This is a genomic window from Ruegeria sp. CH8 (genome assembly GCF_056536985.1).
Genome location: NZ_JBQFQR010000034.1, coordinates 19,973 through 33,444, shown reverse-complemented (window position 1 = coordinate 33,444; position 13,472 = coordinate 19,973). Strand labels below are relative to the sequence as shown.

At 52.0% G+C, this 13,472-nt stretch carries 9 protein-coding genes and 2 pseudogenes; 9 read left to right on the top strand and 2 right to left on the bottom strand.

The window, feature by feature from the left end; genetic code table 11:
• A pseudogene (locus ACR0ER_RS23270) lies at positions 1–56 on the bottom strand (hypothetical protein); the annotation flags it as partial.
• Between the two features lie 149 nt (positions 57–205).
• Between ACR0ER_RS23270 and ACR0ER_RS23265 the strand changes: the two are divergent.
• The 5 genes and pseudogenes from ACR0ER_RS23265 to ACR0ER_RS23245 form a co-directional block, all read left to right on the top strand.
• Complete coding sequence (locus tag ACR0ER_RS23265; RefSeq protein ID WP_480770932.1) at positions 206–397, top strand: recombinase family protein; 192 nt, start codon at positions 206–208, stop codon at positions 395–397.
• A gap of 178 nt (positions 398–575) precedes the next feature.
• Positions 576–950 carry an effector-associated constant component EACC1 gene (locus ACR0ER_RS23260; protein WP_480770931.1) on the top strand — a complete coding sequence of 125 codons (375 nt, stop codon included), beginning with the start codon at positions 576–578 and terminating at the stop codon, positions 948–950.
• A complete protein-coding gene (locus ACR0ER_RS23255; protein WP_480770930.1) occupies positions 947–2,182 on the top strand; it encodes a caspase family protein in 1,236 nt (411 codons plus the stop codon). Before ACR0ER_RS23260 ends, ACR0ER_RS23255 begins: the two co-directional genes overlap by 4 nt.
• A gap of 1,362 nt (positions 2,183–3,544) precedes the next feature.
• Positions 3,545–5,542, top strand: coding sequence for a hypothetical protein (locus ACR0ER_RS23250; protein ID WP_480770929.1), 1,998 nt, complete (start codon positions 3,545–3,547; stop codon positions 5,540–5,542).
• A gap of 172 nt (positions 5,543–5,714) precedes the next feature.
• Positions 5,715–5,915: pseudogene (locus tag ACR0ER_RS23245) on the top strand (integrase core domain-containing protein); the annotation flags it as partial.
• Positions 5,916–5,961: 46 nt separating this feature from the next.
• On the opposite strand, the gene ACR0ER_RS23240 reads toward ACR0ER_RS23245, so the two are convergent.
• A complete protein-coding gene (locus ACR0ER_RS23240; protein ID WP_480770928.1) occupies positions 5,962–6,843 on the bottom strand; it encodes a LysR family transcriptional regulator in 882 nt (293 codons plus the stop codon).
• Between the two features lie 103 nt (positions 6,844–6,946).
• Between ACR0ER_RS23240 and ACR0ER_RS23235 the strand changes: the two genes are divergently transcribed.
• The 4 genes from ACR0ER_RS23235 to ACR0ER_RS23220 all read left to right on the top strand — a co-directional run bounded on the left by ACR0ER_RS23235 (position 6,947) and on the right by ACR0ER_RS23220 (position 13,471).
• Positions 6,947–8,122 (top strand): acyl-CoA dehydrogenase family protein, encoded by a 1,176-nt coding sequence (locus ACR0ER_RS23235; RefSeq protein ID WP_480770927.1) that lies wholly within the window; start codon positions 6,947–6,949, stop codon positions 8,120–8,122.
• Between the two features lie 35 nt (positions 8,123–8,157).
• On the top strand, positions 8,158–9,780 hold the full coding sequence (locus ACR0ER_RS23230; RefSeq protein WP_480770926.1) for an AMP-binding protein: 1,623 nt from the start codon (positions 8,158–8,160) through the stop codon (positions 9,778–9,780).
• Positions 9,781–10,256: 476 nt separating this feature from the next.
• A complete protein-coding gene (locus ACR0ER_RS23225) occupies positions 10,257–11,144 on the top strand; it encodes a FecR family protein (RefSeq protein ID WP_480770925.1) in 888 nt (295 codons plus the stop codon).
• A 92-nt stretch (positions 11,145–11,236) separates the two neighbouring features.
• On the top strand, positions 11,237–13,471 hold the full coding sequence (locus ACR0ER_RS23220; protein WP_480770924.1) for a CHASE2 domain-containing protein: 2,235 nt from the start codon (positions 11,237–11,239) through the stop codon (positions 13,469–13,471).
• The last annotated feature ends 1 nt before the right edge of the window (position 13,472 follow it).

Genomic DNA, 13,472 nt, shown 5'->3' with positions numbered 1-13,472 from the left:
AACTCCGACAGTTGCGACTTGCCCATGCCACCGAACCGACGCCGCCAATTGTAGTAGGTCGCATCGCTGACACCGACACCACGACAGGCTGGCCGAACAGGAACGAGAGTTCATTTCAATTCGCACAAAGGCTGCACTGGCGGAAGCAAAGGCCAAGGGCGTCAAGCTTGGGGGATTGCGAGACAAAACCAACAAACGGAACGAAGTGGTTCAGCGCAGAGCCAAAGAAAGGGCGGAGAAGATCGCCAGTGTAATTGTGCCCCTAAGGGACCAAGGGCTTAGCCTGAGGGCTATAGCGGACGCCCTGAACGCCTCTGGGTTACCTACGGCTAGGGGTGGTAGCTGGCAAGCGTCACAGGTTCAGAGGACGCTAGTACGTCTAGAAAAAGCAAATTAAATCATCTAGCTCGAACGGGCAAAGCGCTTGCATTCTATCGTGCATAGAATCTCGTTAAACAAAAGTGAGGAAGAGCTTTGTCAGCAACTGTTACAAAAGCCACAAACTCCCCAAAAATTGAATAAGTACATCCACTTTGGTACACTTACGGGCATATTGACCTTTCGGATCGAATTAGATGACGCACGCTACTATCAAAATCTCAGGCTTTGATGACGAAGACCAGATGCAAGATGACACACTGGAGCTTTTGACTGAGATACGAAGCACCGTCGATCACGATGCTCGACTTTCAACTATTCCCAACCAGCCAGGTACAAGGGCTGACGGCACAATTTTATTGGGAGAAATAGCGCTGGCATTTGTCGCTGGAGGTGCTGCCACTGCTACTCTTGAAATTTTTAAAGCTTATTTCTCAAAGCGAAAAGGCGCACAAATTTCAGTCTCTCGCGAAGATGGCTCATCTTTTTCGGTTCAAGCAGATGACCTGAACAAAGAACAGCTAGACGCAATGGTCGGGAGACTTGAAGCTTTCTTGCGTGATGATGGATGACGCGCCGAGTAGTTCTATTTGGTATCGGGGAATATGGCCCCGACAGTGGATTGGAACGGCTGAAACATCCTGCCAACGACGTGGAACTTTTGACTCAGGTTTACTCGGGCGTAGAGTATGGCGGCAACGATGCCCACGTTTATCCCTATAAGGACATTAGAAATTTTGCAGCTCAAAAAATAGTCCTAGAACAACTCAAAGCGACTGAACGCAATGATGTATTGATTATTCATTTTTCTGGGCACGGTGTCTTGGACTCTGTGGGAGGGCTTAACCTTTGTTTTACGGATACTGAAATCAATAGCATCGAAATCACCGCCTTTCAGATACGGCAGCTCAGACACTTGATTGATACCCAAAATGCTAGACGGGTCCTTATTACTTTAGACTGTTGTTATTCCGCCCGCGCCGCAGATCAAGTTAGTCGGTCTTTTCCAGCAGCTACACTAAATGATCAGTTGAGTGCCGCAGAAGAGAGTTTTGCGGATGGAGACGGTATCTACTTTTTGACGGCTGCAGGAAGATCACAAACTGCTAAAGAGGATGATGGGTACAACGCCGGAGTCTTTTCTTGGCATCTTGCAAATGGAATTCGTACTGGTGCAGCTGATCTAACGCAAAGCGGAAAAATTACAGTTTCCGATTTAGCAAAATACCTCCAACGAGAAGTGCCCAAAAACGCAGTAAGCCAGAACCCACACCTAGACATAAAAAAAGGAACAGGAACATTTGCAATCGCTACAAACAGGAAACTTTTGACGGGAAACATGATCTCTTCGTTCCGCGAGCTCATTTTCGGAATGGTGACGGACAAAGTTTTTTCTTTAAAATTTGGGGGAGAAGTTGTCACCTGGTTAGAAGATTCAGACGATACGTCAATCGTTCAATCTACGCGCTGGCGACTGCTGAAACAACTTCAGAGTGAAAAGATCACAGCGGCGGACTTTCAAGGCCAATGGGTCGAGCGAAGAATCACTCAAATCAAGAAGAAAACCGAAGGTAATTTCGAACCAGCAAAAATAATTGAACCCAAAAAGAATATACCATCAGAAGTGTCCAGAGACGAAAGAGGGGATTCTCTTATGCAAAAATGGAGCAGATATATGTTAAGTAAAATTCCTAGTGAGGAAGACGATAATAAGACGCCCCATTCAGTTCGTCAAGATAAGCACCATGGGCTTGGGCGTAGCGGTGCACGCCCGAAAAACGATAAATCGAAAAACAATTATTAAATTAGAGCGACTTACTGAATGAGTGCGCAAGTCGAATATTTGGTGGAGTTTGTTGAAAGTATCGCTTTGAGAAACTTCAAATTGGTGTTCATCAGAGTTCGTTAGTGTACACTCCTGCCAGCAGGGCGAGGATTCACGATTTCCGTCAAACTGAACTTCGCAGCGGTGACAGAAATACCAATAATTGCCGACGAATCGCAACCTTAGATCGTGACATTTATACTATGCCAAAGATAACCCAGATTACTTTCTGAATGCTATCTGAATGAAACAGGAACTAGAAATCCTGACTTCGCAAAGAATAATTGGCTTGTGGGCAATCAACGCTGAATAGTCCGACTTGGTGAACGCAATCAAGTGTTTTGAATCGATGATCAGATTTCCAACCAAAAATTTTTGAAAATATCAGCTAACTTAAACATCGGTCCACAAATAAAATAATGCTTTGCACTTTATGTTAACGCCCAGCACTTATCCGACCTAATTCAGTTTTAGGTAATCCGACAGGCAAGAGTTCCCATCAGATATTCGTCCAAACAACATCTATCAGGATACTACAAATGTGTATCTTGGACAGCTATGAGCTTGACGTTGTTCAAGACAGGCGCATAGAGTCTATGTTTGTCCAGAGTCATTCATTCAAAGGCACGACAACGAAGGTCCGATGTAAGCAAAGATGGGACACTACGATGCTTCTTCGAGCAATCGAAGCAGGGAGTGATGCACCAACCTCACAATTGATACTAAAATGAAGAGACAAGAAAAGTCGTATGTGATTTGCGTGGTAGCAGTTTTTGACAGCACCGCCTGATCTGACCTCTTGGCAGACGATGGCGCAAGACATAAAATGCAATGAGCTAAAGGGTTAAAGCTATTAACAATTGACTGGGAGAATTTACCAGAACCAACCTCTTGCGATCGAACATCCACTGGTGTCAAAAAAAGATTTTTTATTTCGTGCCGCTTAGTAGAAAGGGGAAAATTCATCGATGGAAAATATATTCAGCTTAGTCGGAGACCGAATTGTCATAGACTACTTAGTCCAACAAGACTTGCCCTGTGTTGCAGAAATGGACGAACCTCGCACTACCGCGCAAAATGGCCCGCTAAATTGCCCGGCAGGAACACCAGAAATTCTTTGGTCGGCCCCAACCCTCATTAAACTCGTCGTCGAAGTCGGACCACCATTTCTCGCTCTTTGCACTGCTCTTGTGCCGCTACTCCAAGCTTACTTAAAGAATAGCGATGGCAAAAACGAAGCAAGCGTAGTAGTTAACGTGACCGATTCAGCTGGTACTACTATAGCTATTAGTCCTTCAACGAACGTTGAGGACCTAAATCTTTCCCTAGGTTAGTTGCCCGATGTTGCCATATCTGCAATTGGATGACCAAACCTTTTCGCTTCTTGTGAACCAGTCTTTGGTTTCAAAGCCCCCCACAAAATTCCCTTTAGGCGACCTTATTCCCCTCGCCTACGGGCATGTATATGATGTCCTGAATGAAAAAATCTCAATGCTTGACGGTGATCACACTGATATTGCGATTCGGATGTCAAGCGAGGTCTGGCACGAGAAAAGGCACTTCCTTGATCTGATATTAACAAACTACGGAATGGCGCTTTGGCGAACCGGCGCATCATATGACGCAAATGCATCAGTAATCTTGAAAAACCTCAAAGAACTGAAGGACGCCCAAGTTGCAGTGCCGTTGTCGTCCTATTTCAGTTCTATCTCTAGACGCCAATTGGCAATTTCCTATCCAGACAAACTAGAACCTCTGATGGCGAACTTAAGGTCCGCACAAGAAGCGGCTGCCATAGACAACTCGGTTCTGCAAGGCGGTATAAGAGTCGGAGGGCGCGCCCAGTTAGAGGCTATAGCATACATATGCCAACTTCGGTGCTCGCGTGAAGCATTCGGGTGGGAAACGAGTGTGGCAGCCTTTAACAAATTTGACTACTTTAATTCGGCAATTGACACTCATCTTTGGCCAATCTCGTTATTTGAGGCACTGGAGCTTTCTCATCTCACTGATCAAATCAATCGCTACAACCCAGTATTCAGTCTAGGGCACTTAACAATTTGTATCTTGTACTATGCTTTGAATGGACCTTTCCGATCCTTAAAAAACCCCGGCGGTCAATCGATACTTCCGGCAGATCGTCTATACAGTATTCTTGATTGGTATTCAAAAACTTACAGAGATAGGAAAGATGTTCCGGACACAGAAGAATCTTGGGATCTTGTGAACAAATTCTCAACGCAAATGGCAGGGCACAATTTGGTCACGGAGATAGAAAGCGATATTGAGCACTACCGGAATGTACTCAAACAAAGTAGTAGATTAAGCACTTTATACGAAGATATTGTCGACCTTCGGGGTGAACTATTAGGGACCTTACAGAGAAACCCGGAACAAATAATTGATCCGGCGGCATATGAAGAGACCATTGCTCCTGCACTTTTGCCCTATATTGTTTCTTGTCTTCCTGATGGCCATGATGGCAGCCTAAGTGACGATTTATCTATCGTTACCTCGGGTGGTTTGGGCGATAGTCGACCTAAGCACATAATAGCACAGCGGCTTGGTACTCACACAGGGCTGCCGGAAAGCGAATTGCAAGTTATCCAGAATTTGGGGGCTTGGGTGTGGATGGCTGCGCCAACCGAATGGCCTCCATCAAAACTCGGAGACGGATTTTGCCTAAAACGCACAAGCGAGTGGAGGGACCAGCTAGGAGTTTATGCACCAGTTGGATCATTACTTCGCGCCGGATTTGCAGAGACGATGATGGTTGGTGCAAGTCAATTGGAAGCTCGCGATTTGATCGAAGGGGCGACTGGGTTGAACGTGGTTGTAGAAGACGGGTTCAATTTTCCAAACGACAGTATTTCCAGCTACGATTTAAGCCTAATCACTGGTGCAGAACACTTTATCTGTGACTTTACCAACAGAAAAATAGATGTTGAAGCAGCTGAAGTGATTTCACGATGGAAGTTCGAAGTAAAGCAAACTCACAAAGAAGCATTGATTGATTACTTTGCGTCCACGTATACCAAACAAGGTTTGTCTGATTCTGGCGCGATCATTTTAGCAGTTCGAACCGTCGAGAAATCATGGTCTCCATGGGTCGTGGACAAGTCCTTCGGATGGTCAGACAGTATAGATGAGTTTCGGGCTCGATTAGACAACGCGCTTGACGCTTGGTCACCGCTCGATCCTCCGTCGGAAAACACGCAATCACCATCGCCCGAGCGGACCGTTGTTCCGAAAAGCGCTGAGAAAGTTTCGTCGTTAAGACCGGTGATTATCCTTGGGTTGCTCGTACTCGTTGCTCTGCTAGTAGCTTGGATCGTGTAGTGCAAAAGACCAGAGACAATCGAGGCAATTATCGTATGTATTCTGGTCTAGTACGGCAAACAGGTGCTGACAGCTCAATTTGCGCAAAAGAATTGAGAAGTCCAGCATCGGAACTGTCCGGAAACTGTTGAAAAAATCAAAAATGCGGGAGGGACGAGTTTTTTTGCGAACGGGCTATTGCGAAAGCTTCAACGGGCGGATGCGAGATGAACTGCTCAACGGCGAGATCTTCTACAGCCTACGTGAGGCCCAAATCCTGATCGAACAATGGAGGAAACACTACAACAACAAGAGACCCCACAGTGCATTGGGTTATCGCCCACCAGCCCCGGAAACCATCATCCGCATGGATCAGAGGCCAACAATGCACTAACAATCAAACTGGACCAGTCAGATGAGGCTGCTCACGGTTCGCACCGTCAATTCTTCAAAAGACCAATGATCAGCCGCCCTTGGGCTGTTTCCCAAAACCCTTCGCGACCAAGAACCCAGTACCCGAACTCCGATCGCGCATGATGGGCCGACAAAGGCACCAAACTCTTTCCATCAATCAAGTCCTGGATTATCCCCATCCACCCAAGCGCGACACCTGTTCCGGTCAGGGCAAGATGTAGTGCCATTCCATGGTCATTTACCAAGACGCGGTTGTCGGAAAGGCTCCAGTCGTCCTGGGAACGGTCTTGCCAAGTTTCCCAACTCAGCCAACGCTTTTCGGGATCTTCCTGCTCGATCAACGGGATGCTGGACACATCAATGCTGCCATCGTGTTTCCGGTATCGTTCGATCAGACTAGGTGATGCAACGGGGCAGACGGCTTCGTCGATCAGCTTTCGGGCTTCGAAACCCGGCCAGTGACCCTGACCAAAGAGAATCCAGCAATCTGCGGGCTCTAAAAACAGGTCCGCGTCCTTGACCAAGGTTATCACTTTGACTTGAATGCCCAGCGCTTCTGAAATTTCCGGCAGGCGCGAAGACAGCCAGTATGTACCGATCCCCGGGTAGGTCGCGATTGTGAAAACCCCGTCGCCATCCTTAGCCCGAATCCGGGCAGCCATCGTTCGTATATTTCGAAAGGCCCGTGAAACTGTGTCATACAACTCGGTTGCATCCGGTGTCGGAACCAAACGGCCATGGGATTTTTCAAACAGGACAATGCCCAGATCCTGTTCAAGCTGTTTGATCTGATAGCTTATTGCAGGTTGCTGCACGTTTAGCGCCTTGGCCGCCAGCGTGTAACTGCCATGCCAATAAGCCTCTTCGAAAGCACGCAACCCCTTAAGTGTCGGCAGATCGTCAGCCATAAGAAAAATCAATCCCACCGTAAGAATTTTCCACATACTGTAATTGAAAAATCTTGTTTAGACAGTCAAAACAATTCTCATGCCGGAGTTTGGGAGGCCCCGCTTGTCTACTAAGATCGAAAAAATTTTGAATGTGGCCCGTGAACATGCTGCCACCGAAGTTGCGCCTAACGTGGATGCTTGGAACCAGTCAGGTGTTTGGCCTCGCGCGGCTTCGGACAAAGCCGGGGCTGCCGGTCTGACCGGTCTTTACGCGCCCGAAGAACTCGGTGGTCAGGGACTTTGCCTTGGCGACGGCATCCGGGTTTACGAAGAACTGGGAAAAGCTGACGGCGCGTACGCTTTTGCTCTGTCGATGCACAATATCTGCACCTTTGCCGGGTGCGGTTATGGCACAGATGCATTCAAGGATCAGTGGGCGCGTGACCTGACATCCGGCAGAAAGCTTGCAAATTTTGCGCTGACGGAACCACAGTCGGGATCCGATGCCACCAACATGTACAGCCGTGCTGTCATAAACTCCGATGGCACCTGGACGATCAATGGTGCCAAAGCATGGGTCAGTCTTGCTGGCGAAGCTGATATCTATTTCACAGTTGTGAAAACAACCGATCAGCCTGGACATCAGGATATGGCGATGATTGCCATTCCGGCCGACACTCCGGGCCTGACCTTTGGGCCGCGCTATGAGACGCCCAGCTACAACTTCCTGCCCCTGTCCGAGATGTACATGAAAGATGTCGTCGTTTCGGAGGACAATATCATCCTTCCGGTCGGACAAGGCTTGCAGGGATCGCTGATGGCGATCGACATCGCCCGTGTGTCCATCGCCTCGGGCTGTTGCGGTTTGATGCAAGCTGCGCTGGATACGGCACTGAGCTATTCCAAGAACCGCAAGATGTTTGGCGGCAAGAACCTGGATCTGGACGGCATTCAGTGGATGCTGGGCGATGTTGCGACCGAGCTTGAAGCCTCGCGCCTGCTTTACCGAGCCGCGGCCAATGCGCTAGGAACGCCCGAAGGGCCGGTGATGGCGGCGCATGCCAAACGGTTTGTCCCGGATGCGGCTGTCAAGGCGGCCAACACCTGCACGCAAGTGCTTGGGGGTATGGGATTGCTCAAACCCTATGGCCTGGACCGCCTGTCCCGGCTTAGCCAGATGCTGCGCATCGTTGACGGCACAACCGAGATCAGCCGGGTCGTGATCGGGCGTAGTCTGGCAAAACGGGCTAAAACCTTGCCGGACCTGCCGGTTCCAACGGGTTTTGGAGAAGCCTGAGCCAAGTCACGCAGGTCTGTTTGGGAGGGTCGACCATGCAAAAACACTTTGAAGCGCTGGAAATGACAGCGGCAAACCACGTGCAGCTGTCCCCGCTGTCATTCCTGAATCGCGCGGCGGCGCTGCACGGGCACCGCACAGCAGTTATCTACGGGGAGGTGCGCCGCGATTGGGCCGAAGTTGTCCGTCGCGCGCGCGCGGCTTCACGCGGGCTGACTGAAATGGGCATCACCAAGGGCGACACGGTGTCCGTTCTCTGCCCCAACATTCCCGAACTGTTCGAGCTTCACTTCGCCGTACCCTTGTCCGGCGCTGTTCTGAACACGCTGAACACACGATTGGAACCTGAGACGATCGCCTACATTCTGGATCATGCGGACACCAGACTGGTGATTGTCGACCGTGAGTTGGCACCGCTTTTGTCCAAGGCTTTTGCCCTGCTCGGTCGTGATATCCCTGTTGTGGAAATCGCCGACCCGAACGTAGTGGGTGGCGACAGCCTTGGCGGTCTCGATTATTCCGAGCTTCTGATCAAAGGCGAACATGTTGGTTCTGCTCTGCCTGACGACGAATGGGACGCCATTGCGCTGAACTACACTTCGGGCACGTCCGGGCGTCCGAAAGGTGTAGTGTATCACCATCGCGGCGCCTACCTGATGGCGCTTGGCACGGTGGCAGCGTGGCAGATGCCCAGCTATCCGGTCTATCTGTCCGTTGTGCCAATGTTCCACTGCAACGGCTGGGGGCACCCGTGGGTAATGGCACTTCAAGGCGGAACCATGGTGTTCACCCGCGTGCCAGCCGCCGACAAGATTTTGGCGGCAATCCGCGAACATGGCGTCACCCATTTGGGCGCAGCCCCAATCGTGCTGCAAATGCTGGCCGAACTGGACAACAGCGGCACCGACCCGTTTGACCCGGCCATCAAAGTGATGACCGCTGGTGCACCGCCCCCACCTTCGGTGCTCGAAAAGACCAAAGCGATGGGTCTGGACGTTATGCAGGTCTATGGCCTGACCGAGACTTTTGGCCACATCTCTCAGTGCCTACGGCAAGAGGAATGGGCCGATGAAAGCCCCGCCGAACAGGCACGTCTGCAGGCCCAGCAGGGTATCGCCTTTCCAATGGTCGAATCCGTTGCTGTCATTGACCGCGACAGCGAGGAACCCGTTCCCAAAGATGGCGAAACTCAAGGTGAGATCGCCATTCGCGGCAACACGGTCATGAAGGGCTATTACAAGGACGTAGCCGCCACGGCCGAGGCTTTCGAAAACGGATACTTCTGGTCCGGAGATGCTGCCGTGGTCAGCCCGGGCGGCTACATGCAAATCCGGGACCGATTGAAAGACGTCATCATCTCGGGCGGTGAAAACATCTCATCGGTCGAGGTCGAGGCCGTACTGTACCGCCACCCCGCCGTTCAGGCCGCTGCGGTCGTGGCCAAGCCCGATCCCAAATGGGGCGAGGTACCGTGCGCGTTTGTCGAATTACGGCCGGGTCACGAAGCAGACGGCGACGAGATCATAGCGTTTTGCCGGGAACACTTGGCCGGGTTCAAGGCCCCCAAGTCAGTGGTGTTTACTGACCTTCCCAAGACCTCGACCGGGAAAATCCAAAAATTCCAACTCAGGGAAAAGATAAAAGCCGCAGAGTCATAAGAAACCGGCCGGTTTCTCGCTACTCCATGAGTATGCAGCTTCACTAACCGAAAAGCGTTTGCATCGGTTTAATGATCCGCGTGGGGATAACGCAAACCAGGATAGAAATTGACCGGCAGATTTTTCGGACACCGATTACCTTGGTAGATTGAGAACGTCTTTCGGACATCTTAGGTCACTTTTCACACAGGGAACTTGCCAATAACGCAGGTTTTAAGGCATATTTGTACGATCTTTAGAAGTTCGAATTCATTTATCTGATTTCGTTGAGGCAGAACCCGAGCAGCGAGCGCGATGCGTTCGAAACCACCTGAGGGGGAAGGACGTTGGTTTTGGCTTGGTTGAAATCGTTACTGGTTATTTTTTGTGTATTAATACTGCCATCGCAGGTTTTGGCCGAAATCGGAAAAGTAATTGGCGTCAAACAAGGCGCAAAGCTTACACGCGCGGGAAAGTCTCAACCCTTACGTGCGGGTATGGATGTTGCCTCTGGCGACTCCATTTCGACCGACCGCAGCGGTGTCGTTCAACTTGTTTTCGTTGACGAAACCAAGATCGCAATTGGCCCGAACGCGCGGATGATGCTGGACGTAAAAATGCTACGCGGAAACAGGAAAGCCAAGAACTTCGCGGTTCAGGCACTTGGCGGCAGTTTTCGGTTTATTTCCGGCAAGAGCAAAAAGCGCGCCTATTCCATCCAAACACCAAACGCGACCATGGCTGTGCGGGGCACAACCTTTGACCTATGGGTCGTTCCCGGAACGCAAAGTGCCATGTTGGTGCTTCAGGGTCGGGTAGAAATGTGCAGCAAGGGCGGCACGTGCCGCGAGGCCGGACGACAATGTAGCCTGCTGGCAACGACGCAAACCGGAGGTGTGGGCCGCCCCGCCGATCAGGAAAGCTATGACAATGCATTGAAAAAAGGCTTTCCCTTTGTGCAGTCGCAGGAACAGTTGCTGGTCCCTTTGCAGATCGAGTTAAGGGGTTGTGGGACAGACACCGTGCCGCCCCAACCACAACGGTCCGAAGTGCGTGAAACCAGCCCCGATCGTGGTGACAAAAGCCGAGATGAACCAAGTCGCGCTGAACGAAGCGGAGTCGAAAGCGCGGCGGCATCTTCACGAGAAAGCGGCGGCAGGGGCAATGGCGGAAACATCGGAAGCTCCACAGGAAGTGGTAGTGGCAATGGCGGCAATATCGGGCCCAGCAGCGGCAGCGGGAATGGGCGCGGCGGCTCGATCGGCGGTGGTTCGGGCAGCGGCGGCCCAGGTAGCGGCGGCACAATCGGCAGCACCGAAACAGGCGGAAGTGGCGCCCCCTCTGGCGGCGACAAAAGCGGTAACGGCGGTAACAGCGGCAATTGAAGACACATCGGCCGCGCCAAATGACACCAGTTCAAACGATGTCGTTGTGACACCCGCACAAATGGGGCTGACCACGGCATTCGGAGGCAAACGTGACCGGAAAGCCCAAGGAACGAACAGGGCGACGACGTGCCTTTCAGCTTGTGGGGCTCGGCTTGATCCTGTTTGGGTGCTTTATCCGAATTCTCGATCCTTACCCGGTGCGGATGACCCGGCTGATCTACTTTGATCTTCTGCAACGCGTGTCGCCGCGCGAATACGTTCCCGACCTTCCCGTGCGCGTTGTGGACATTGACGAACAATCACTGGCAAATTGGGGGCAATGGCCTTGGCCCCGGACATTGCTGGCCCAGCTGGTCAAAAACCTGGGCGAATATGGTGCCGCAGCTATCGCATTTGACATGCTGTTCATCGAACCCGACAGGTTTTCACCCGCGCGCCTGCTGCAGGATCCCGCTCTTGCCGGTGTGGTATCTGTGGATCATCATGCCGCGAAACTGGACAATGATGTGCTGTTCGCACTGGAAATCGCCAACTGGCCGGTTGTTCTGGGCGCGGCAGCACGGGAATCTGGTGAAGGGCGAGCCGTCACCCCCCATGTCGGCATTGTCGAAATCGGGGAAACACCAACCGCGGGACTGGTTTCAGTTCCCCATTGGACGCCCCCCGCGCCCCCACTGGATCGCGGCGCGGCGGGGATCGGTGGTGTCAATGTCTCGCCACTGGGCGGCATGGGGATCATACGTCGAGTTCCCATCCTCTGGGGCGGCCCGGACGGGGCGCTGCCCAGCCTCGGCATCGAGGCTCTCAGGGTCGCGTTGGACGAGCCCATCATTATTGCCGAAGGCACCCCGGACGAAGCCGGCATCATGCTAGCGGTCGAGATCGGAGAATTTCGGCTGCCGACCACCGAAAACGGAGAAGTCTGGGTTAGGTACAGGCGAGACAATCCAGACTTGTACCTGTCGGCAGATAACATCATGCAGACGCACGACAATCCCGACCTGCGCGCCGAGATCGAGGGTCGGATCATTCTGGTCGGCACGTCGGCCGCCGGGCTGTTTGATATGCACCAGACAGCGCTGGGTGAATCCGTTCCGGGCGTATCAATCCATGCTCAGATCCTCGAACAAATCCTGACGGGCGAAATGCTGAGCCGTTCGGATGTGACCGCAGCCCTGGAATTGCTGTCTTTCGTCACTCTCGGCATTGTGGTCACAGCCGTAATGGCACGCTTCGGCGCGGTCGCGTCTTTTGTGGCCGGGGGGGCGTCGGCAGCGGTTGTCCTTTGCATCAGTTGGCTCGCTTTTCGGAACCAACTGATCCTGTTTGATGTCACTTTTCCACTGATGGGAGGAATGGCCAATTTCGGCCTGCTCGCAGGATATCTCTTCATTTCGACCGAGCGTGAAAAACGAGTGATCCGACAGGTCTTTTCCCACTATGTCGCGCCGGAAATTCTGGATGAGATGGAGGGGGCAGGTCATCAGCTACAACTGGGTGGCGAAACGCAGGAGATCACTGTGATGTTCTCCGATATCCGGGGATTCACCCCATTGTCCGAGACCGTTTCTGCCACAGATTTGGTTACCCTGCTTAATCAGCTGTTTTCCGAGATCGGAGATCAAATTCTGCTGGAAAGAGGCACCATCGACAAGTTTATTGGCGATGCGGTCATGGCTTTCTGGAACGCACCGCTACCGGTCGAAGACCACTCCCGCCGCGCGGCACAGGCGGCGTTATTGATGCGGCAGGCGCTGGTTGATTTCAATGCCTCCGACGTCATGCAAGGGCGACCGCCGATCGCGCTGGCGACGGGTTGTGCCACCGGCCGGGCCTGCGTTGGCAACATCGGATCCAAACGTCGGTTCAACTATACTGTGATCGGAGACGTGGTGAACGTCGCTGCCCGGATCGAACAAAGCTGCCGCCATGTCGACTACGACATCTTGGTTTCGTGCTCGGTCTACGAGGAAACAAGGCACCACTTGGCCATGCTTGAAGCCGGGTATGTCGATCTCAAAGGAAGAACCGATCTGGAGCCCGTATTTGTACTGGTGGGCGGCACGAATACGTTGGAGTCGGCCGCGTTTCAAAGGTTGGAAGCTACCCACACCAAACTGATTGAAGCAATCCGAAATCGCCAGCCTCAGGATCGGGTTGAGCAAATATGTGAAGACTGCGTTGCACAGGCACAGTCAATCGAACCCGGCTTGCTGAGGTTTTACTTCGCGCTGTCCGGGCGCGTGGCGGATTTCAGATCGGACTTCCAGTCTGACCGTCTGATCTTCAGCCACCACGAGCACGTAAGAGAACCATCTGCCTGAT